Genomic DNA, 23,065 nt, shown 5'->3' on the forward strand with positions numbered 1-23,065 from the left:
ATAAATATGTAGTAAATCTATATGAATTTATAGTTAAAATTAATATATTGCGTATTTGTTTTTGATATATTAATTATAGACTTAATAAAGGGAGATGAAGTTTCAATATGAAAAAACGTAAGATTTTAGTTACATCAGCAGTACTATCTGCATCTATTCTTCTAGGTTCTCAAGGGGCTTTAGCAAGCGGCGGCGGTATGGGTCCTGTTTCATCAGATTCATCTGCTTCACAAAATAATGCGCAGCAAAACAAAAATGTTTTAGCTAAAAATGTCGCAATTGCACATCGCGGTGCGAGCGGTTATGCTCCTGAACACACTTTTTTCGCTTATGATAAAGCTAAAAATGAGTTAGGTGCAGATTACATAGAATTAGATTTGCAAATGACAAAAGATGGTAATTTAATTGCGATGCATGATGAAACAGTTGATCGTACAACAGGCGGCAAATTCCATGGTCCTGTCAAAAATTATACAACTGCACAGTTAAAACAAATGGATGTCGGCAGCTGGTTCAATCAAAAAAATCCGCAGTATGCCAACCCTAAATATGCCGGTGCAAAAGTACCGACTTTAGATGAAATTTTAACGCGCTATGGTCCTGATACAAATTATTATATTGAAACAAAATCTCCAGATGTGTATCCTGGCATGGAAGAAAAATTGTTAGATACATTGAATAAACATGGTATGTTGACATCTGACAAGTTGAAAAATGGTCAAATCGTAATTCAATCTTTCTCACAAGAAAGCCTATTGAAAATGAAAAAATTGAATCCGAATATACCTTTGATTCAATTAACAGATGTTTTAGAAATACCACGCTATACAGATAAAGATTTAGATTATATTGCTTCTTATGCAGATGGCGTCGGACCTGAATATCATGATGCGACACCTGCTCAAGTTGAAAGACTGCATCAGCATGGTTTACTCGTCCATCCATATACAGCCAATACTAAATTAGCGATGCAAAATTTAATTAATGCGAATGTAGATGGTGCTTTCTCTAATTACATTGATCAATATATGCAATTAAGAGACCAGTCTAATAATCAAAGTGCTTATTAAGTGAAGAAATCCGCTTCAGATTGTGTTTCTGAAGCGGATTTTTTCTAATCTTTAGGCAGCCATTTGTTCAATTTTCCTTTTTTAAATAAAACCATTAAGATGACATAACTGATAAATGCCCCTAATGCACTTGATGTGATAAAAGCAAGCATTAATGGTTTGATCGCTACGTGATGCAAACCGATTACCCAAGCTAATGGAATACACATAAAGCTTCCGATTAACCCTGTACCGATGACTTCACCAAATGCTGCCATAAATAGATGTTTACGATAACGATATAACAAACTGGCTAGCAATACCCCCACCATACTGCCGGGAAATGCAAAAACAGACCCTGTACCAAATATCATACGAATCACAGAAGATAAAAATGCTTGTGCCAATCCATACCATGGCCCGACAAATACAGCACATAAAACATTCGTCATATGTTGTATGGGTGCTGCTTTAATCGGCCCTAATGGGATGACGATAATACTGCTTAAAACTACATTAATCGCAATGAACATTGAAGTTAAAGTGAGTTTTCTCACGTTCATGTTTTAACGCCCCTTCTAGTTTTAATCGTGTTTACTGATCTTGATGTGCTGCGTTTAAACGATCGGCCATTGTATTTATCATCATCTGCAATAAATCATTTGCGTCAGATTGTGCTTCTCTGAATTCAGTCACAATCGGCAAAGCATCTATTTTTTCTTGAATCTGTGCAATCTCTGCTTCACTACGTTTATACGCTTCTATTTTTCCATAATTTTGTAAGTTAACAGATTGTTTCTGTCTTTGTTTTAAATCACTCATCCATTCATCAATATGATGATTACGATGGATTTGTGTTTCAACACGTTGATAATATTTCACGGTATCTAATTGTTTAATTTGATCACTGAGTTTTTGAGCTTGTGCTAAAATGTCTTTTTTCTCATACATTAAGCTTTCACCGCACTTGGTTCATGGACATGCAAGAAAGTGCCATTTAATGAATATTGTTTCGCTTCGTCGATTTTAACATCCACCAATTTACCAATGACTTCTTTTGGTCCTCTGAAGTTCACAAGTTTGTTTTTGTCTGTATAACCTGCTAGTACTTCATTATCTTTTTTACTGCTTCCTTCACATAATACAGTCACAACTTGTCCTTCATAACCTTTTAATGCGCGTTCTGAGTAGTAACCTACTTTTTGATTCAAACGCTGCAAGCGGTCTTTCTTCACTTCTTTTTCTACGTTATCTTTCATACGTGCAGCAGGTGTGCCATCACGCTGAGAGTATAAGTACGTATACGCATGTTCAAATTCGACTTCGTCATATAAAGATAGTGTTTCTTGGAATTGTTCTTCAGTTTCATTTGGGTAACCTACAATGATGTCTGTTGTCAGTGCGACATCTGGGATTGCCGTTTTAATACGATTTACAAGGTCTAAGTAACTTTCTCGTGTGTATTTACGGCCCATAATTTTCAATACTGCATCGTTTCCTGATTGTACTGGCAAGTGAATGTGCGGAACAATATTACCGCCTTTTGCGATGACATCAATCATGTGGTCAGTGAAATCCCAAGGGTGGCTGGTTGTGAAGCGGACACGCGGGATATCAATTTTAGAAATATCTTCGAATAAGTCACCTAAATCATATTCGATATCTTTAAGATCTTTTCCATATGAGTTCACGTTTTGACCTAATAAAGTAATTTCTTGATAACCTTGTCGTGCTAAATCACGGACTTCATCAATAATATCTTGTGGACGTCTGCTGCGCTCTTTACCACGTGTAAACGGCACAATACAATATGTACAGAATTTATCGCAACCATACATAATATTCACCCAAGCTTTGAAATAATCATCACGGACTTTAGGTAAATTCTCAATAACGTCGCCTTCTTTTGACCATACATCAATCACCATAGCTTTAGACATATAGGCTTCTTCAAGAATTTCTGGTAATTTATGAATATTATGAGTACCAAAAATCATGTCTACGTTTTGATATGATTTCAATATCTTATTTACAACTGATTCTTCTTGTGACATACAGCCGCATACACCAATTAAGCAATCTGGACGGTCACGTTTTAAATGTTTCAAGTTACCGATTTCACTGAATACCTTATTTTCAGCATTCTCACGAATTGCACATGTATTAAGTAAAATCACATCTGCTTTTAAAATATCTTCTGCTAATGTATAACCAAGTGCTTCAAATATACCTGCCATTACTTCTGTATCATGCGCATTCATTTGACAACCAAATGTTTTGATGAAGAATGTACGGCCTTTGCCCATCTCTTTAAATCTTTCATCGATTTGGAAATCACGATTATATTGAACATCTTCTTTACCACGTTTTTTCGCTTCTTTTAAACTTGGCGGTTGATAAACTGTTTCGAAGTATTGACTATAATCTTTTTCTTTTTTATTTCGTTGTGCAATAACATCTAAAGAACCTGCTTTTCTTTGTTCTTCATTCACTTCGCAAAATCCTTTCTATATCCCCGATTAATCATTACCTCATTATATATGGTTTAGCCGAAATGTGCAAAATGATTCCAGAAAGAAAAAGCCGACAATCAATCATAAAGTCTTAAAGAGAAACTCTAAGCATTCATGATAAATTAGTCGGCTTTTTAATATTAGTGTTTAGCTTTAGGATTTAAAGCGTCTTTTAAACCTTCTCCAACAAAATTAATACATAATATAGTAAATGTAATAATAAAAGCAGGCGGCATCCAAATCCATGGCTTGCTACTTAACACATCTGCTTCTTGTGCATCTGACAACATATTCCCCCAAGTAGGTGTTGTTTTTTCAATACCAAACCCTAAGAAACTCAAACCCGCTTCTGCTACAATTTGCACTGCGAATAATAACGTTGCTTGTACAATAATGACACTTAATATATTTGGTAATAAATGTTTTAGCATAATTTTATAAACAGGAGTACCAATAGAAACTGCTGCTAAGAAATATTCATTTTCCTTTTCCTGCATAACTTTACCACGTACTAAACGCGCTATTCCTACCCATGATAATACCACTATTACAGCACCTAATATAAATGCAGAACCATATGGATTTTTGATTTTTTCACTGAATGTTGCATTCAATACGATAGCAAATGGAATGAATGGAAATAACATTACAAATTCAGTAATACGCATTAAAATTGTATCTACTTTTCCTCCATAATACCCTGATATCATTCCCACAATAATACCTATAATTAAAATTCCTAAAGTTGTAGTAATTCCGAATACCATTGAAACACGTCCAGAATACAATAATCGACTTAATATATCCCTACCACCAGCATCAGTTCCAAGCCAATGTTCCGGAGACATATCACCTTTTATATATACTAAATTTTGAGTATTAGGGTCATGCGGAGCAATAAGCGGAGATAACATTGAAATCACAAAAATTAAAAACAGTGAAATTAGTGCAGTCATTGCCAACTTATTGTGCGTAAAATTTATAAATGCACTTTTTAATGGTGAAATGCTTTCGTTTTTATCTTTAAATTTTTTAGACATATTTTCTCCTCCTTAGTTGCTCTTAATTCTTGGATCAACAATACTATATGCAATATCTGATATTAAGTTTGCTAATAATCCTAAGAATGAAAAGAATAGTAATAAAGCCATCATTAACGGATAATCTTTACCGCTAATCGCTTCGATTAAGAGTTTACCGATACCTGGATAAGAGAAAATAGTTTCAGTAATAACTGCCCCACCAAAAATTGATAAAACATCTCCACCAAAGAAAGTAACAATTGGAATAACTGAATTCCGCAAAATATGTTTGTTATATATTTTATTTGTTGAAATTCCATTAGATCTTGCTGTTCTTACATAGTCTTTACGAGAATTTTCAATAATATCGTTTCTTAAGAATTGAACATAGCCTGCAGTTGACATGACTCCTAGTATTAAAGCTGGTAAGAATGCATGATAAAGTTTACTCATATAATAAGGAAACGTACCTTCCTCCAAACCTATCGTAACTGATCCTTGGAATGGAAATAGATTTAACTGAAATGCAAATAAATATATCGCAAATACACCAGCTACAAATGATGGTAAGGCCAATAAGAAATAATTGGCAACTTGTATTGTGTAGTCTAAAGGTGAATAAGCTTTGCGCCCAGAAATAATTCCTAAAGGAAACGCTAAAATATATGTGATAATCAAGCTGAGTGTTCCTAAAATAATCGTGTTCGGCATACGCTCTTCTATCAAATCAATTACAGGTCTTTTAAACCTAACTGATTCACCTAAATCACCATGTGCAATTTTTTCAGCCCATTTTATGTATTGAACATGAATAGGTTGATCATAACCCAATTTTTTTCTTTGGGCTTCAAAATATTGCGCTGAATTTTCAGATGAAGAGCCCGCTCCTGTAAACGCATCACCAGGTTGTAATTTTGAAATACCAAAGATAACTATTGAAATTAAAAATAATAAAGGAATCATTAATAATAATCGACGTATAATTAACTGAATCATTTCTCCACCTCTTCCTCAATCAACAAACAAGCTGCGAAATGATTAGGATTAACTTGTTTATATTCAGGTTTTGTTGTTTTGCATGCTTCTTGAGCTATGGGACACCTAGTATGAAACGGGCATCCAGTTGGAGGGTTTGCTGGAGATGGCAAATCACCTGTTAACAAAATACGTTCCTTCCTTTTTTCTTGATCAATTTCTGGAATTGCTGAAATTAGTGCTTGCGTATATGGATGTTTAGGATTTTTGTATATTTCATCTGCTGGTCCTTGTTCAACAATATGACCTAAATACATAACACCTATATAGTCACTTACATGTTTTACAACACTTAAATCATGTGCGATAAATAAATAACTTAGGTCAAATTCTTTTTGAAGATCATCTAACAAGTTTAATACTTGTGATTGAACCGAAACATCTAATGCACTTACTGGTTCATCCAAAATAATCAGTTTCGGTTTCAACGCCAATGCACGTGCTATTCCTACTCTTTGCCTTTGTCCACCAGAAAACTCATGTGCATACTTATAATAATCTTCAGTATTTAATCCAACTTTCAACAATAATTCTTTAACTTCTTTTTCTAACTCTTTTTTCGATTTTTTAGTATAATTTTTTATCGGTTCTCCGACTATATCCCCAACCATTTGTAAAGGATTTAGAGATGCATATGGATCTTGGAAGACCATTTGAAATCCTTTTCTAGCTTCTCGTAATTTTTTACCTTTAAGATGAGTAATATCTTCGTTGTCAAAAGTTATTGTCCCCTCACTAGGTTTTTGCAACCTTAAGATACTTCTTCCAGCAGAAGATTTACCACAACCAGATTCACCTACCAAACCCATTGTTTCGCCCTTTTTTATTTTGAAGCTTATACCATCGACAGCTTTTACATGTCCAACAGTTCTACGGAAAAATCCACCTTTGATTGGATAATATTGTTTGAGATTATTTACTTCTAAGATTGTCTTTTTATCCATAGTTTCCCTCCATTAATTTGCATCATATAGATGACAAGCAACTTTATGCTCTGCATCAATTTGTTTCAAAGATATATCTCCTGTTTTGCAGATATCCATTACAGAAGGACATCTATTTGCAAACCTGCATCCTTGTTTCGGCATATTAACTAATGAAGGTACACTTCCTTCAATTACTTCTAATTTTTCAGTCCTTTCATCCAATTTAGGAATCGACCTAATCAAAGCTTGAGTGTAAGGATGTTTTGGAAATTGGAAAATTTCATTTGTTAAACCTGTTTCAATAATATTTCCAGCGTACATAACTGCAACTCTGTCACAAAGTTCAGATATTACAGCTAAATCATGTGAAATGAATATGATAGACATATCATTTTCTTTTCTTATTTTCTTTAAAAGTTCTAAAATTTGAGCTTGAACGGTTACGTCTAGTGCAGTGGTAGGCTCATCAGCAATCAGCAAATCTGGCTGGCACGATATCGCTAAAGCTATCATTACTCTTTGACGCATACCTCCAGATAACTGATGGGGATAGTTATCTATTACTTCTGCAGCTCTAGGAATTCCAACTTGATTAAGTAGCTCAATCGCCCTTTCTCTTGCATCTTTTTTACTTAGTTTTAGATGTAAAATTATTTTTTCAATAAGTTGGTTTCCTATTGTAAAAACAGGGTTTAAAGCAGTCATAGGTTCTTGAAAAATCATTGAAAGTTCTTTACCACGCATTTTGTTATATTCACTTTCTTTAATATTATCTATACGCTTTCCTTTAAAACTGATTTCCCCTTGGTCAATTCGTGCTATTTTTTCAGGTAATAATTGCATTACAGATAAACTTAAAACTGATTTCCCAGATCCAGATTCTCCTACAATTCCGAGAATTTCTCCTTTTTTTACTGATAGATTAATATTATTTACTGTAGAAAACCAATCTTTTTTTTATGTAGAAGCTGGTTCTTAATTGTGTTATTTCTAATATATTCTCTGATGTCAATTTAAACACTCCTCTTTTGCTTAGAAAAAGCCTCGAAATCTATCGAGGCTTTTACAAGCAAAACTTTATTTTTCTACAGTCCATTCATTTGCAGGGTTAGAACCTTTGAAAGAAACTTCAAAGTTTTTAACTTTATTGCTTACTAAAGTAATATCTTCTAGCTCAACAAGTGGAATAACAGGTACTTCTTCATTCCATATTTTTTGTCATTTTAAGTAGATATCTTTACGTTTTTCTTTACTATTTCCAACTACATCATAGTCTGTTGCTTCAGCTAATAATTTATCTGATTCAGGATTGTTGTATCTTGATTCATTCCATAGAGCATTTGATTTATACAAGCCTGATGGATCTGGATCGGCACCTTGTGACCAAGTTCTGAAATAAACTTCCATGCTCTTATCAGCATTTTCTAAATCTGAACCAAATTTACCAAACTCAACCATGCTAACTTTTGTTTTTAAACCTACTTTTTCCCAATAACCTTTTAATGCAGCAGTTCTTGGTTCGAATGTTGGGTTTGTACCAGCATAGTGTTTCAAATTAATTTCAAACTTTTTACCTTTAGGATCTTCTCTGAAGCCGTCTCCATCTTTATCTTTATATCCTGCTTCATCTAACAATTGTTTTGCTTTTTTAACATTATATTTGTAATCAGTTAAACCTTTATTACCTTGAGAAACCCAATGGTTTGTTGGGATTAACGAGTTAGTAGGTTTACCATAACCTTGTAAGAAAGCTTTAATCCATTCGTCTTTATTAATTGCGTAGTCCATTGCTTTTCTTAATTTAACATCTTGGTATTTCGGACGTGGTTCTCCAACCTTCATTGCTTTTTTATCATAACCGTTTAACACGAAACCAACGATCATATATGAAGTTGATGGCGAAGTTAAAATTTTAACATTATCTGTTTTAGACTCTTTAATTTGTTTAGCCATTGGTGCTGTACCTTCACTAACCATATCGATGTCACCGTTTTGAAGTGCTTTTACAATAGCATTTTGGTCAACAACTTTATAGTTGATTTTGTCTAACTTAGGTTCGCCTTTCCAATAATCTTTATATTTTTCAAATTGTACAGATTCACCGTCTACGATTTTCTTAACTTTGAATGGTCCGTACCCAATTGGATGTTTACGCACAGCATCTGATTTAGCCATATCTTTAACAGGGATATCTTTGAATATCTTTTCGTTTAATAAATCCCCGCTATAAATTCTCAATAAATTGTTAACTTTCTTTTCTTTAAATGTAACTTCTACATTATAATCATCAATTTTTTTGATACCAGAAATTGTTTCTGCTTTACCTTCATGTTTTTCTTTTGCCCCTTCAATAGCTTCTACAGTATCATAACGTGGTCCATCATATTCAGGGTTTGCTAAAGTTTCTAAAGTAAAAATCCAGTCATTAACTGTAAGTGGGTCGCCGTTTTGCCACTTAACACCCTTTTTCAAAGTGAACTTATACTTTTTAGCAGGTTCAACTTCTTTCCATGAAACTAAATTAGGCTTCATTTGTAAGTGATCATCCATTTTAAATAGCCCATCACTGAACAAACCAATTACACCAGCATCAGTTGAAGATGCTGCAAATATTCCTGAGAAGTTTCCTTCTGGTGGTGCACCGGAACCGATTTTTAAAGTTCCGCCTTTCGCATTACTTTTCCCAGTACTTCCTGATTCTCCATTTGCATTATCAGAATCAGATTTTTTACTGCCACAAGCTGATAAAACTAATAGCAAAGACAACAATACAATTGCTAATTTAAACCATCTTCTCTTCATATAATTCCTCCTTTAATCTACATTGCGAAATTCTATAATCGAATTATATTAATTGTCTGACTATTGTGTCAACTTTACATTCTATTTTTATCAACCTATTTAATTACACTTTTGCAAATAAAAAAAGACTCAAGTATTCATCATGTAAAAAGTGAATACTTGAGCCTCAAGCAATAAATATATATGCCTTTTAATCGTATTTTATTGTTAATTCTTCCATGGTAATACCTGTAGGTACATAATAAAATCTAACTTGACTAATAACTCCTGGTACTTCCAACTCAACCATTCTATCATTAATGCTTTGAATTAAAATTAAACACTCGCTCATTGTGCCTTGAACGGTTGTTTCTAAAGGAGCTACTCGAAAATCTAATCCAGATTGCTCAATAATTGCTATCGCTTCATCTACGTATGGAATAACATCTTCGCCGTTTGGTGTTTGAGGTAAAACTTGGATACTCATCAACGTATCTTGCATATCAAAATTCCTCTTTTCATCAGTAGTTACTTTAAATGTATCAAATTTTAAATGAAGTGTGTATTTGTATTACATAAATATTTATATTGTATGGTAATAGCAACTCACTATAATAAGACGGTTTTCAACAACTTTAAAAACAAGACGATGTATGTCGTCTATTGCTATCGATTTAAATCCTCCGCACTTCACTCTTTTAACCATTAATGGAACAGGCTTATTATCTTCATCAAAAGGAATATTTCCTTTAATTTGTTGAACTCTTTTATTAAACTTTTCAACTAGTTCTTTATTGCGACTTTTGAAATGTGTGTGATCTTGATTTGCAGATTCTGTGAAATCTATTAACATACTCTCATCCACAAGCACTTTTACTAAACCCCCATTTACATAATCACGTATACATCTTGCTAAATGTTCACGATTAGCAGCAGTTTTAAGTAAATATTTTCTTTCTTCTAGTCCTTCTTTATCTATATCATTATCATCACTTTGATTATTTAAATAATCGGGATATTTTCCTAAACAATTCGTGAATATGTTGTCTAATAATCTTTGCTGCTTAGCACTCTCTTCATCATTTCTATTAATCTCTTGTGTCATTTATCCACCTCTTTAATATGACATATTTCACAATACCCAATTAAAGTGGTTTACCAAACGTTTAATCGAATAATTAACTTGAATTATATAAAATAATATTATATTTATGTATGAAAACTACATTTCAAAAAGAAAAAGCTTTCATTAAGCCTTTATAGGTTTATACCCTATTAACAACATAATGAAAGCTATTATATTTATTAAATAAATTGTTTTGTTAAGTCTTCAAATTGTTCTTTATCAATTTTGATATCTTGTTTTGCTAAAGGTTCACCGTTCATTTGTTCAATTTGAGATTCATATGACGGTGTTTCTTTATCTTGATAAACGATACCAGTTAGTAGTGATTCATGATCAATCACTGTTTGAATTGCTTTGTTTTTGTCAGCAGTATCATAATCTTCAATATCATCAATAGATACCAAATGTTCTTTAAACCAATCATAAGTATTTACTTTATTGTAAGTTACACATGGAGAAAAGACATTTACAAATGAGAAACCATCATGATTGATAGCTTCTTCAATAAGTTTAGTTAGTCCTTTGATATCACTTGAGAAACCTTGTCCTACAAAGGTTGCACCAGAAGATAATGCAAGTTCTAAAGGTGCTACATTTTGCTCAATGTTACCTTTTGGAGTTGTTTTCGTCACAAACCCTGGTGCAGAAGATGGTGATGTTTGTCCTTTAGTCAAACCATATATTTGGTTATCCATAACAATGTAAGTGATGTTCATGTTTCTGCGTAAAGCATGAATAGTATGACCCATACCAATTGCATAGCCATCTCCATCACCGCCTGAACAAATAACAGTTAAATCTTTATTCGCCATTTTCACACCTTGTGCAATTGGCAATGCACGACCATGAATAGCGTGCATACCATATGAATTTACATAGCCTGATAAACGTCCTGAACAACCAATACCAGTGATTAATGCTACTTCTTCAGGTTCTAATCCGACATTCGCCGCAGCTTTTTGTATTGCAGCTTGAACTGAGAAGTCACCACAACCTGGACACCAGTTTGGTTTAACGTTATTTCTAAAATCTTTAAATGTTGCCACTTGTACCCACTCCTTCAGTCTCTTTGGCAATCTCTAATCCTTTATCTTCAATTTCATGCGGTAAAAATGGTGTACCGTCATATTTTGTTTGTTTAATCAATTTACCGTGAACATTAACATTCATTTTTAATATATTCGCTAATTGACCTTGATAGTTGTGTTCAACTACTACTACTTTTTTCGCTTTGTCTACTGCTTCTTGCACTATTTCTGCTGGGAATGGATGTAATTGTCTGATTTGTAAATGATTTACTTTGACACCTTGGTTTTCAAGACGTGCTTTTCCTTCTTGGATAGCACCTTTAGTTGAAATAAATCCAATATATAAGATGTCCGCTTCATCATACGGTTGATCATCAATAACAGGTTCACTAATTAATAAGTTTTCTGTTTTACGCATACGTTTATCCATTTGTTCTTGACGGTTTTGTGCAGATTCACTTGGTTTACCTTCTTGGCTGTGTTCTACACCTGTGACGTGGTGAATACCGCCTTTTACACCTGGAATAGGTCTTGGAGATACACCGTTAGCAGTAAGTGCGTAACGTTTGAAGTAAGATTTATCATCTTCTTCTCTTTCAATATCTCCTTGTAAAAGCTCACCGCGTTTGATTTCAATACGGTCGTAATCTAACTGCTCAACTGTTTGTTTACCTAATGCTAATTGCAAGTCACTTAAAATAATAACAGGACATTGATATTCTTCAGCTAAATTGAATGCTTCAACTGTTAAATAGAAAGAATCTTCTGCATCAGTTGGCGCAATAACAATTTTCGGAATATCACCATGTGTACCGTATATCATTTGCATTAAATCTGATTGTTCTTCTTTAGTAGGCAATCCTGTAGAAGGGCCTCCGCGTTGTGTATTGATAATAACAAGCGGAGTTTCTGTCATACCAGATAGACCGATTGATTCCATCATCAATGATAAACCAGGACCTGCAGAAGCTGTAAATGCACGTACACCTGCATAATTTGCACCAATTGCCATTGTAGCAGCTGCAATTTCATCTTCAGTTTGAATAACAGTTCCGCCGACTTTCGGCAGATTATCAATCATATACTCCATAATTTCTGATGCTGGTGTAATTGGATAAGCAGCCATAAATTTACAACCTGCAGAAATCGCACCTAAACCTACTGCATCATTACCAATCATATAAAGATGCGGTTCAGAATCACTTGGTTCTAAGTGATAATCGCCTTCTAATTCTGGCATTTGTTCTTTCATTGCATCATAGCCTTGGTGTAAAGCTTGAATATTGCTTTCTACAATTTTTTCACCTTTTTTACCAAAAGTATTTGCAATAAGTGCTTCAAATGATTGGATATCTAAATCCATAACGGCACAAGTCGCACCGATAGCTACCATATTTTTCATTAATTTATTTCCTAATTCTTTTGCAATATCAGTAAAAGGAAGAATAATAAGTTGTGCTTTGCAATCTTCAGGTTTAGAAGGTTTAGCTTTCGCATCAGCGATAATCACACTGTCGTCACGCATCTCATGGTGATTTAACTCAATTGTTTCTTGGTCGAATGCAACGAGAATATCTAAATCATCACTAATAGCATGAACTGGCTTTGTTGATACTCTAATTTTATTATTGGTATGACCGCCTTTAATTCGGCTTGAGAAATGTCTGTAACCGTATAGGTAGTACCCTTTACGGTTCATAGCTGTGGCAAAGATTTCCCCTGTCGATTCGATTCCTTCACCTTGTTGACCGCCAACTTTCCATGATACTTGTGATTTCATACCTTTGCCTCCTGTAATTTAATTCACTATTAATCATAACAAAATAAACCACTGTTTTACTATATTCACAGTGGTTTTACTATAAATTCATACTAATGGACGATACTTATTTTAACATGTCGAATGGATGATCTTCATTAATTAAAATTCGTTCAATATTTTTAGTTTGACCCTCTTTGTTTAAATCAATCACAACACCAGATAAAACTTCTCGGCCTTCATCAGGAACAACATGTCTTTGAGGAAGACTTGAAATAAATCGATAAATGACTTCGTCTCTGTTAATTCCTAAAATACCATCATAAAATCCTGTCATACCTACATCTGTAATGTAACCTGTACCGTTTGGAAGAATGCGATTATCTGAAGTCTGAATGTGTGTATGTGTTCCAACAACAGCACTTGCACGACCATCTAAATACCATCCCATCGCATTTTTCTCCGACGTCGTTTCAGCATGAAAGTCCACAAAAATATATGGTGTTTCTTTTTGTGCTTCTTCTATTAATTGGTCTGCTTTTTTAAAAGGATCATCTATGTCTTGCATAAATGCACGTCCTTGAAGATTGATGACTGCTAGTTTATCTTCGTTTATTTGTATAAAACGCATTCCGATACCAGGTGCCTCATCAGGAAAATTAGCTGGTCGTACCATGCGTTTTGCTTCATCGATAAATTCATAAATTTGACGTTGTCCATAAGTGTGATTACCCATGGTCATAAAATCAACGCCTTCTCTTAATAATTCTTTATAAATTTTTTCAGTAATCCCTTTTCCGTGTGCAGCATTTTCTGCATTCACGATTGTAACTGTGGGACGATATTGCTGTTTAAGTTTCGGTAAATAAGTTGAAATCGCCTCTCTACCTACTTTACCGACAATATCACCGATAAATAATATTCTCAAAGTGAATTCATCCTCTCTTATTAGTTAGTTTAATAGAAAAGGTCAATATTGAAAAGTCTATAATAAGCAAGATTCCACTCTTTCATTAACTTTTTCCAAAAATATATTTAATTTTATGGAGAGGGGGTAAAGAATCATTAAGGCAAGACATAGTAAGATTGTTCAAAAATACGTCAATTATCGCTTATCGCGATACTTTTTTGAAAATTGTTTCTATGTTATGATTTGTCTATCAAATTTATAGGAGATGTAATAACTAAATGTCAATTAACATTGATCCCGAAAAGTTTGCAGAACTTGTACTTCAATCAAATCCTTCAAAAAGTGAGGACCCAGAAGACATCGCAAAAGACTCTTTAGAACTTTATATCAACGCTTATCGTTTAGCTGAGAGATATGCTAATTTATCATCAAATGCTTTCGATACTTGTGAAGTTTTAAAAGAAGTTAAAAACACTGATTTATTACTAAGCAAATAATTAATTAAAAAAGATAAAGCAATAAAAATAGGACATACCGAAGCGGTATGTCCTATTTTTATTGCCTATTCCTTTGTAAATTTATTAATCAATAATTCCATATTCTGATCAATGTATTTATTTGTATGCGTTAACAGATAAAAATATCGTTCAATGTTTAAAGGTATAATCTCTAGTTTTTCTTTATCAAAAGGCGTTAATGTTTTTTTGGAAACTATAGAGAAACCGTAACCATCATGAACCATATGTTTTATCAAAGTTGTATTATTTATCTCAACTAAAAATGGATGCAGTTCAAATTGCGCTAATCCTTCTTCTTGATAAACACGTGTTCCGGAACCTTTTTCACGTACAAAACATGTATCCATATTATATTGACTCTCTTTTTTTCGAATAAGAACCATTTCATCTTTTTCGATTCTCTTACTGTCTATCATATTGACCTGAATTTCTTTTTCTATAATCCCTATATCGATTACATTACGCTTTATATTCTCAATGACATGCTCAGAATTGTCTAAATGTACATGTATATGCAAACGAGGATATTGATGAGCTAAATCGGCAAGTTTTTGAGCCAAACGGTATTCACCATAAGTATAGCTGCTTCCGATTGTTAATTCACCAGATATTGTATGGGGTGCTTGTTTTAAATCTCTTCTAAGTGCTTCTTCTAAATGCTTTTGTTTTAGAGCATACCTGAATAATTTTTCTCCATCACTAGTTAAAGTCATTCTTGAATGTTTGAATTCGAAAACTTTAACATCATATTCAACTTCCAACTTTTTAATATCTCGGCTGATAGAAGGTTGTGATGTATAAAGATTTTCAGCCGCTTTCGTAAAACTTTGTGCTTTTACCACTTCAATCAGTACTTTAAATGGATCCATTTTAAATTTGCCTCCCCTACCCCACCGAAGATTATAACAAATTTGTTATAACTATTATACTAATTATTTATTTCACGATATAAAGTTAAGGTGCTAATCTTAAATCAAAGGAGATGATGTAATGACTGCTTCAAAAAATAAATATTTCATCCTTGGTATTGTCTTTACGCTCATCATTGCAATTATAAGTTTAACTTTATCTAAAGTACCCATTTTAGATAAAGTCGGTGCGCTAACAATCGCTATTTTAATTGCTATATTATATCGACACTTTAAAGGTTACCCAGAGAATTACAGAAATGGTATTGAATTTTCGTCAAAACGTTTATTGAAACTTGCTATAGTCTTATATGGTCTGAAACTAAACATTAATGAAATTATCACTAAAGGTGGAACTTTGCTTCTTGTAGATATTGGAGTAGTAATTTTCAGTATAGCTGGTATTTACTTTTTGAATAAGTGGATTAAAGGAGATTTAAATTTAGGTATTTTACTAGGAATTGGTACTGGTATTTGCGGAGCCGCTGCTATAGCGGCAACAAGTTCAATTCTTAAATCCCGCGAAAAAGATGCAGCAATTAGTATTGGTATTATCGCTTTGATCGGAACTATTTTTTCACTTAGTTATACAGTTTTTGATAGTTTCTTACACTTATCACCACAATTATACGGGGCTTGGACTGGTACTAGTTTGCATGAAATTGCCCATGTAGTGCTTGCAGCTGACTTTTCTGGAGATCAGGCATTAAGTATTGCTTTATTAGGTAAATTAGGTCGTGTATTCCTCCTGATACCCGTCAGCATTATTTTAATAATAATCATGAAATTCCGATCTAAGAACAAATATGAAAGCCAAAAAATTGATATTCCTTACTTTTTAATTGGATTTGTAATTATGGCCGTAATTCATACGTACATTAATATCCCTCAAACGATTATGAATGTACTCGATTTCATCACAAATCTCTTTATGATGATGGCTATGGTCGCTTTAGGATTAAATGTCTCATTTAAAGATTTAAAGAACCGTGCTTTTAAACCATTAATTGCTGTCATAGTTATATCACTTTGTTTATCCGCACTTACATTTTTATTATTGAATTCCATCTACTAAATTATATGTAAAGGCGAGATTTTTATTATTTCTCGTCTTTTTACTTTACTAAATTCGGAAATAATAAAACCCCAGACCTTCATGGTCTAGGGTTATGATTTCAAAAATTATTTTGCATATTCAATTGCTCTCGTCTCACGAACAACTGTCACTTTAATATGTCCTGGATATTGTAGTTCATCTTCTATTTGTTTTTTAATATCTCTCGCTAGACGGTGTGCTTTCAAATCATCAATTTCATCAGGTGATACAATCACTCTGATTTCTCTACCAGCTTGAATTGCGAATGCTTTTTCAACACCATCGTAACTTTCAGATAAAGCTTCTAAACGCTCTAATCTTCTAATATAGTTTTCAAGTGTCTCTTTACGCGCACCTGGACGAGCTGCAGATAAAGCATCTGCTGCTGCTACCAATATAGAGATAATTGATGTTGGTTCTACATCACCGTGATGAGAGTGGATTGCATTAATAACTGTTTCACTCTCATGGTATTTTTTAGCAAGTTCAACACCGATTTCTACATGACTGCCCTCAACTTCATGGTCAATAGCTTTACCAACATCATGTAATAAACCAGCTCTTTTAGCCAATGTCACATCTTCACCTAATTCAGCAGCCAACATTCCTGTTAAGTGAGCTACTTCAATTGAGTGTTTTAAGACATTTTGACCGTAACTTGTTCTAAATTTCAAGCGACCTAAGATTTTAACTAAATCTGGATGCATATTATGAACATTGATTTCAAATGTTGCTTGTTCACCAGCATCACGGATAATATCATCTACTTCTTTACGCGCTTTTTCTACCATATCTTCAATACGTCCTGGATGAATCCGTCCGTCTGAAACTAAGTTAACTAACGCTGTACGTGCAATTTCTCGTCGAATTGGATCAAAGCCAGATAAGATAACAGCTTCTGGTGTATCGTCAATAATCAAATCTATACCTGTTAATGTTTCTAATGTACGAATATTTCGACCTTCTCGTCCAATAATTCGTCCTTTCATTTCATCATTAGGTAAGTTTACTACCGATACTGTAGATTCTGACGTATGTTCAGCTGCTAAACGCTGAACAGTTGTAGCTAATAATTCTTTTGCTGATTTATCAACTTTTTCTTTTGCTTCATTTTCCTTTTCTTTAACAAGTACTGCAATATCTTGTGACAGTTCTTCTTCAACACGTTGGAATTGTTCATTAATTGCTTCTTCACGTGTGAGACCGGAGATGCGTTCTAATTCTTGTTCGTGCTTCATTATTATTGATTGAACACTACTCTCTTTTGTATCTACTTGTTGTTGTTTTTCTTCAATTTTCGATTCTTTTTGCTCTAAAATCTCATCTTTCTTATCTAATAGATCAGACTTACGCTCTAAGTTATCTTCTTTTTGAAGGAGTCGGGCCTCTTGTTTTTGAAGATTACCACGTATTTCACGAAGTTCATTTTCGGTTTGTTCTTTTAAACGTTGATTTTCTTCTTTAGCCTCAAGTAATCTCTCTTTTTTGAGATTATCTGCTTCTTTGTTCGCCTGATTTATAATATCATCTGCAGTTTGTTTTGCTTGAACTTGTTTCTCATGCAAAACTTTTTGGGCTGCAATATACCCTACAACAACTCCTAGAATACACCCCAGCAAAATGAGTAGGAGGGTTAATAAATTCACACAAACACCTCCTTTTTCTAGGATTTTGTTTATTTGTATATCAGTTTCAATATGATTATATGAAGTTATATAAGAATCATACATACTAATTGTACTTTTTAAATACAAGGAGTGTCAAGGTTAATAATTGGTGCTCACTATTTAATTCAAAATATTGTGTTTAGAAATATATAGTTATATTTTTATCTATAAAATTCGTTTTAAAATAATACAATGATTGCTATGTAAAAAAAGAGCCTGTCCACTTGAAAACAGGCTCAACTTTACTACTTAACTATTCTTCATCAAATAAATTTGTATTTTCATTTTTCTCTGCTTCAGCTTGTTTTTCATCTTTTTCCTCAATATCGCCATCGAAAATACCTAATTTTTGTCTTAATTTATTATCAATATCTTGTTTGATTTCAGGATGCTCTTTCAAATAATTTTTGACATTTTCTTTACCTTGACCCATTCTGTCTCCATTATATGAATACCATGCACCTGATTTATCAACGATATCATTTTCAACACCTAAGTCGATTAATTCGCCTTCTTTAGAAATACCTTGACCATACATAATATCTACTTCAGCTACTCTGAATGGTGGTGCTACTTTGTTTTTAACAACTTTAATTTTAGTACGGTTACCCACAATTTCTTGACCTTGTTTCAACTGTTCAGCACGACGTACTTCTAAACGAACTGAACTGTAGAATTTCAATGCTCTACCACCTGGAGTTGTTTCAGGGTTACCGAACATAACACCGACTTTTTCACGGATTTGGTTGATGAAAACAGCAGTACAATTTGATTTAGAAATGGCACCAGAAAGTTTACGTAATGCTTGAGACATTAAACGTGCTTGTAAACCAACATGTGTATCTCCCATTTCACCTTCAATTTCAGCTTTAGGTGTTAAAGCTGCTACTGAGTCGACAACAATAATATCTACAGCACCGCTTCGAACGAATGCTTCAGCAATCTCTAAACCTTGTTCCCCATGGTCTGGTTGAGATAAATATAAGTTATCGATATCTACACCTAATGCTTCAGCATAAACAGGATCTAGTGCATGTTCTGCATCGATAAATGCTGCAACGCCGCCTTGTTTTTGTACTTCCGCAATAGCATGTAAAGCTACAGTAGTTTTACCAGAACTTTCTGGCCCATAAATTTCTACAATTCTTCCTTTAGGGTATCCACCGACACCTAAAGCGTTATCTAATGTTACAGAACCGCTTGATATACTTGAAACACGACGTGCTTTATTGTCGCCTAGTTTCATAACTGCACCTTTACCAAACGATTTCTCCATATTCTTAATGACAGTATCTAGCGCTTTTTGACGTTCATTATCCAATATTGGACCTCCTAATCGAGATTTAGTCTCTTAATTATCTTAATTAATACTATACAGTGTTTGATGATAAAACACAAGCAATTTGCGAATGTTTGTTCGATTAATTTCAATCAAAAATCCTATTTAAGCGAACATCCGTACCTGTTTTCGAACTTTTTAAAACTTATATCCTCAAGAAAACAAATTAATAAGACGGATGTAGACATAATTTGGCGTTCTGTGTTTAACTAAATTTCTTTTTTGTGTCATCACAAACGATTCACTCTCGAAGCCTTTTTCTGTCAACACACCTAAATGCACTTTTTCGCCATCATATAATAATGAAATACTGATTTCTGTTTGATAAAAATCTCTTACGTAAGCTGCAGAAAGTTTCAAACGTTCTTCAAGGGTTAAAGTGCTGCTTACATATTTATCATTATCAAGCAGCATACCTTTTAATTGGTTGTCTTTATCATACTCTTTAAGTCGTGAGTAAATCTCAGCTGAGGTTACACCATCATATATCGCAAAATCACCTGGTATTTTAGCTAAAACAGCTTGTTCGATTTTAGTATGATCTGAGCCATAATAATATTTACCAATACGTTTAAGAATTTCTTCTTTAACAGGTGCAATAAGTTTTTCACACTCTTCTTGGTTTCTGCCATTCGCTGTTAAACGCGTAGAGACCTCATGAGGACCTGCTAATGGCGCAATAGTTGGATTAGATTGATTATCTATTAAATCCATTAATTCTGTTTCTACTCTTGATTCACCGATACCCGCAAATCTTAACTGTTCAGAAAAAATTAATTTATCTCCTTCTAATAAATAAGGAAGCAGCTCATTTTCTGCCATAGGCTGCATTTCTTTAGGCGGTCCAGGCATTAAGGCAACACGTTTGCCATCTTGCTCAACTAACATACCAGGTGCCATACCTACTTTATTAGGAAGCACTTTTGCGCCTTCAATCACTAAGGCCTGTTGTTTATTGTTTTCACTCATTTCTTGATGTTGCTCTTTAAAATAATTTTCAATATATTCTAATGCTTCATTATCAGTCACAAGCTCTTTACCAAAAACTTTAGCTACTGTGTGTTTTGTTAAATCATCTTTTGTAGGCCCTAAGCCACCTGTCATGATGACAGTATCATTTTCTTCTAAAGTTTGTCTTAACAAGCGTTCTAAACGTTCTGGATTATCACCGATGACCGCTTGTTCCATAACATTCAAGCCTACACCATTAAACAATTGTGCTAAATATTTAGCGTTTGTATTCAGTATTTGACCTAATAATAATTCTGAACCAACTGCTACAATTGAAATTTTCATATCTATTCCCCCATCTTCAAATGGTTTCTAATCCTAATCTACACAAAAATAAGGATGTCACAAACACAGTCATTTGTGAACTCATTTGCACTGTAAAATGCCAAAATGAAAAATAACTGCATTGATAACACCCTAAATATTTGAATCTTATTATTGTTGTTTAAAAACATCTCTGCCTTTATAGAAATATTCAATTCCAGACAAGATTGTAAAGAATACGCCGATATACAATAATACTTGGCCTAATGGAAAACCAATCCACATTGCTAGTGGTTCACCAAGTAAAATCCAAACTAATGCAACCATCGTAACTGCTGTTTTAATTTTTCCAAGTTGTCCAGCAGCACTTACGAATCCTTGTTCAATTTGTAATAAACGTAAACCTGTTACCGCAAATTCACGAGCAATAATAATGATTGCTACAACTGAATTGGTTAAATCTAATTGTACAAGTACAATTAGAGCACTCGCAACAAGTAATTTATCTGCTAGCGGATCTAAGAATTTACCCATATTAGTAACTAAATTCCATTTACGCGCTAAATAACCATCCGCAAAGTCACTTAATGAAGCAACAATAAAGATAATTCCACTGATAAATTGCTCAATACGTATTTCATAGCCACCGATAAAAGTCATATTGCCAAAGCCGAAATTCACTAAAGCAAATAGTATAAATACCGGTATTAAAATTACCCTAAAGACTGTAATCTGATTGGGCAGGTTCATAATTTAACTCCTCACTTCTAACTTATCATATTATAAAAAGAGAACTGCCAACACCCATAATACTGCAGTCAAAATAATAAATCCTGACAACCAAATTACAAGCTGTCTTGAATCTTTATTTTGCGTTTTATACATAGGTGGATTAGGCCCGCTGAATTGTTCAATAGATTTATCATATTGACGCTCAGCAGGTTGAGGCAATTCTTCTCTATGATGATGAATTAATATAGATGAATCTGTATTCACAGCCTTTGCATATTTCATAATAATTCCTTCAGCGTAATTCGGATTTTTAAGGGCTTCAAAATCATTATTTTCAATTAAGACTAGTGTTTCTCGTTTTACATTAGTCTGTTTTTCTAATTCATTTAAAGTCATCCCTAGACGCTCTCTTTTTCCTTTTAAAGTCTGTCCAATTGTATTGCTCATCCGTTTACACTCCTTGATACATTATTCGAAAAATCCAAAGCCTCCACCAAATTCATCAAAAGTATCACCAAAATCTAAATTATTCTTACTTTTAACTGTTTTTTGTTTCATATGCTCATATTTAATTTCTTGATCATCTGTTTCTCTCAGTTCAATAATATAATCGAAATCATCGAGTTGATAGTCACAAGATTCAACAAACAAATCAGGATGTTCTACTACTTTAATAGCAGGCAAAGTCATTACTTCATCTACTAACTGGCGATGTTTAGGATCTTGTTCTCTAGCTGTAACCGCACCATCAATGATATAAACATGTTCTGGTCCATATTCGCCCTTAAGCAATGAGTTTCTAACTGTTTGTTTTATTAATGTTGAACTGATAAATAACCAACGTTTATGTGCACAAACACTACCTGCTACTATAGATTCTGTTTTACCGACACGCGGCATTCCTCTGATTCCAATTAATTTATGGCCGTCTTCTTTAAAAATTTCAGCCATAAAATCAACAAGCAGCCCTAAATCTTCACGTTCGAATCTAAACGTTTTTTTATCTTCAGCATCTTGTTTTATATAACGACCATGGCGTACAGCCAAACGATCTCTTAATTCAGGTTTGCGAAGCTTTTTAATCGATATTTCATCAATTTGATTCACAATATCTTCAAAGCGATGCATTTTATCCACACTTTCGGCTCTGATTAATAGTCCTCTGCGATTTTGTTCGACACCATTAATAGTCACAATGCTTATTCCCATCATTCCTAGAAGACTTGAGACATCTCCTAATAAGCCCGCTCTATTAAATGTAATTTCATATTCCAAATACCATTCAATTTTACGTTCTGGTGCTATCATGTTTTTCCACGCCCCTTAGTTCAAACATCGAATAGAACACTTATGATGCATCTTTACGTCCTATGTACGAGTA

General features: G+C 33.6%; 21 protein-coding genes and 2 pseudogenes. 3 read left to right on the top strand and 20 right to left on the bottom strand.

Features of this window, described 5'->3' with window-relative positions; all coding sequences use genetic code 11:
• The first annotated feature begins 107 nt into the window (after positions 1 to 107).
• Positions 108 to 1,070: a glycerophosphodiester phosphodiesterase gene (locus tag DYE31_RS07755; protein WP_053464031.1), complete on the top strand. Its 963-nt coding sequence runs from the start codon at positions 108 to 110 to the stop codon at positions 1,068 to 1,070.
• A gap of 44 nt (positions 1,071 to 1,114) precedes the next feature.
• On the opposite strand, the gene thiW is transcribed toward DYE31_RS07755, so the two are convergent.
• The 13 genes and pseudogenes from thiW to DYE31_RS07820 all read right to left on the bottom strand — a co-directional run bounded on the left by thiW (position 1,115) and on the right by DYE31_RS07820 (position 14,167).
• Positions 1,115 to 1,612, bottom strand: coding sequence for an energy coupling factor transporter S component ThiW (gene thiW, locus DYE31_RS07760; protein ID WP_015900192.1), 498 nt, complete (start codon positions 1,610 to 1,612; stop codon positions 1,115 to 1,117).
• A 31-nt stretch (positions 1,613 to 1,643) separates the two neighbouring features.
• Positions 1,644 to 2,000, bottom strand: coding sequence for a YlbF/YmcA family competence regulator (locus tag DYE31_RS07765; protein ID WP_015900191.1), 357 nt, complete (start codon positions 1,998 to 2,000; stop codon positions 1,644 to 1,646).
• Positions 2,000 to 3,541 (bottom strand): tRNA (N6-isopentenyl adenosine(37)-C2)-methylthiotransferase MiaB, encoded by a 1,542-nt coding sequence (gene miaB / locus DYE31_RS07770; protein ID WP_015900190.1) that lies wholly within the window; start codon positions 3,539 to 3,541, stop codon positions 2,000 to 2,002. The genes DYE31_RS07765 and miaB overlap by 1 nt, the downstream gene beginning before the upstream one ends.
• Before the next feature lie 161 nt (positions 3,542 to 3,702).
• The gene (gene opp4C / locus DYE31_RS07775; RefSeq protein WP_015900189.1) at positions 3,703 to 4,602 is read right to left on the bottom strand and encodes an oligopeptide ABC transporter permease; all 900 of its coding nucleotides are present in this window, start codon (positions 4,600 to 4,602) and stop codon (positions 3,703 to 3,705) included.
• Positions 4,603 to 4,614: 12 nt separating this feature from the next.
• Entirely contained in the window at positions 4,615 to 5,580 is a 966-nt protein-coding gene (gene opp4B, locus DYE31_RS07780) for an oligopeptide ABC transporter permease (protein ID WP_015900188.1), read from the bottom strand.
• The gene (locus DYE31_RS07785) at positions 5,577 to 6,563 is read right to left on the bottom strand and encodes an ABC transporter ATP-binding protein (RefSeq protein ID WP_015900187.1); all 987 of its coding nucleotides are present in this window, start codon (positions 6,561 to 6,563) and stop codon (positions 5,577 to 5,579) included. Before DYE31_RS07785 ends, opp4B begins: the two co-directional genes overlap by 4 nt.
• A gap of 12 nt (positions 6,564 to 6,575) precedes the next feature.
• A pseudogene (locus tag DYE31_RS07790) lies at positions 6,576 to 7,557 on the bottom strand (ABC transporter ATP-binding protein).
• 65 nt (positions 7,558 to 7,622) lie between these two features.
• Positions 7,623 to 9,347, bottom strand: a pseudogene (opp4A, locus tag DYE31_RS07795) (oligopeptide ABC transporter substrate-binding protein).
• 190 nt (positions 9,348 to 9,537) lie between these two features.
• Entirely contained in the window at positions 9,538 to 9,828 is a 291-nt protein-coding gene (locus DYE31_RS07800; protein ID WP_015900184.1) for a thiamine-binding protein, read from the bottom strand.
• An 81-nt stretch (positions 9,829 to 9,909) separates the two neighbouring features.
• Positions 9,910 to 10,431, bottom strand: coding sequence for a type II toxin-antitoxin system YoeB family toxin (locus DYE31_RS07805; protein ID WP_015900183.1), 522 nt, complete (start codon positions 10,429 to 10,431; stop codon positions 9,910 to 9,912).
• A 200-nt stretch (positions 10,432 to 10,631) separates the two neighbouring features.
• Positions 10,632 to 11,498 carry a 2-oxoacid:ferredoxin oxidoreductase subunit beta gene (locus DYE31_RS07810; RefSeq protein ID WP_015900182.1) on the bottom strand — a complete coding sequence of 289 codons (867 nt, stop codon included), beginning with the start codon at positions 11,496 to 11,498 and terminating at the stop codon, positions 10,632 to 10,634.
• The gene (locus DYE31_RS07815; protein ID WP_015900181.1) at positions 11,485 to 13,260 is read right to left on the bottom strand and encodes a 2-oxoacid:acceptor oxidoreductase subunit alpha; all 1,776 of its coding nucleotides are present in this window, start codon (positions 13,258 to 13,260) and stop codon (positions 11,485 to 11,487) included. Before DYE31_RS07815 ends, DYE31_RS07810 begins: the two co-directional genes overlap by 14 nt.
• 106 nt (positions 13,261 to 13,366) lie before the next feature.
• Positions 13,367 to 14,167 carry a TIGR00282 family metallophosphoesterase gene (locus tag DYE31_RS07820; RefSeq protein WP_015900180.1) on the bottom strand — a complete coding sequence of 267 codons (801 nt, stop codon included), beginning with the start codon at positions 14,165 to 14,167 and terminating at the stop codon, positions 13,367 to 13,369.
• 260 nt (positions 14,168 to 14,427) lie between these two features.
• Between DYE31_RS07820 and DYE31_RS07825 the strand changes: the two genes are divergently transcribed.
• Complete coding sequence (locus DYE31_RS07825; RefSeq protein ID WP_015900179.1) at positions 14,428 to 14,646, top strand: hypothetical protein; 219 nt, start codon at positions 14,428 to 14,430, stop codon at positions 14,644 to 14,646.
• Between the two features lie 65 nt (positions 14,647 to 14,711).
• Here DYE31_RS07825 and DYE31_RS07830 read toward each other — a convergent pair whose 3' ends face one another.
• Positions 14,712 to 15,536: a LysR family transcriptional regulator gene (locus DYE31_RS07830; protein WP_015900178.1), complete on the bottom strand. Its 825-nt coding sequence runs from the start codon at positions 15,534 to 15,536 to the stop codon at positions 14,712 to 14,714.
• Positions 15,537 to 15,657: 121 nt separating this feature from the next.
• Here DYE31_RS07830 and DYE31_RS07835 point away from each other — a divergent pair, with 121 nt between their 5' ends.
• Positions 15,658 to 16,650: a YeiH family protein gene (locus tag DYE31_RS07835; protein WP_015900177.1), complete on the top strand. Its 993-nt coding sequence runs from the start codon at positions 15,658 to 15,660 to the stop codon at positions 16,648 to 16,650.
• 107 nt (positions 16,651 to 16,757) lie between these two features.
• On the opposite strand, the gene rny is transcribed toward DYE31_RS07835, so the two are convergent.
• The 6 genes from rny to DYE31_RS07865 all read right to left on the bottom strand — a co-directional run bounded on the left by rny (position 16,758) and on the right by DYE31_RS07865 (position 22,992).
• Positions 16,758 to 18,317: a ribonuclease Y gene (rny, locus tag DYE31_RS07840; protein WP_015900176.1), complete on the bottom strand. Its 1,560-nt coding sequence runs from the start codon at positions 18,315 to 18,317 to the stop codon at positions 16,758 to 16,760.
• 274 nt (positions 18,318 to 18,591) lie between these two features.
• The gene (gene recA / locus DYE31_RS07845; RefSeq protein WP_015900175.1) at positions 18,592 to 19,659 is read right to left on the bottom strand and encodes a recombinase RecA; all 1,068 of its coding nucleotides are present in this window, start codon (positions 19,657 to 19,659) and stop codon (positions 18,592 to 18,594) included.
• A 171-nt stretch (positions 19,660 to 19,830) separates the two neighbouring features.
• Positions 19,831 to 20,973, bottom strand: a complete 1,143-nt coding sequence (locus DYE31_RS07850) for a CinA family nicotinamide mononucleotide deamidase-related protein (RefSeq protein WP_015900174.1) — start codon at positions 20,971 to 20,973, stop codon at positions 19,831 to 19,833.
• A 150-nt stretch (positions 20,974 to 21,123) separates the two neighbouring features.
• Positions 21,124 to 21,702 (bottom strand): CDP-diacylglycerol--glycerol-3-phosphate 3-phosphatidyltransferase, encoded by a 579-nt coding sequence (gene pgsA, locus DYE31_RS07855; RefSeq protein WP_015900173.1) that lies wholly within the window; start codon positions 21,700 to 21,702, stop codon positions 21,124 to 21,126.
• A 30-nt stretch (positions 21,703 to 21,732) separates the two neighbouring features.
• Positions 21,733 to 22,131 carry a helix-turn-helix domain-containing protein gene (locus tag DYE31_RS07860; protein WP_015900172.1) on the bottom strand — a complete coding sequence of 133 codons (399 nt, stop codon included), beginning with the start codon at positions 22,129 to 22,131 and terminating at the stop codon, positions 21,733 to 21,735.
• Positions 22,132 to 22,152: 21 nt separating this feature from the next.
• On the bottom strand, positions 22,153 to 22,992 hold the full coding sequence (locus DYE31_RS07865) for a DUF3388 domain-containing protein (protein WP_015900171.1): 840 nt from the start codon (positions 22,990 to 22,992) through the stop codon (positions 22,153 to 22,155).
• Positions 22,993 to 23,065 lie beyond the last annotated feature (73 nt).

This window comes from Staphylococcus carnosus (assembly GCF_900458435.1).
Classification (GTDB): Bacteria; Bacillota; Bacilli; order Staphylococcales; family Staphylococcaceae; genus Staphylococcus; species Staphylococcus carnosus.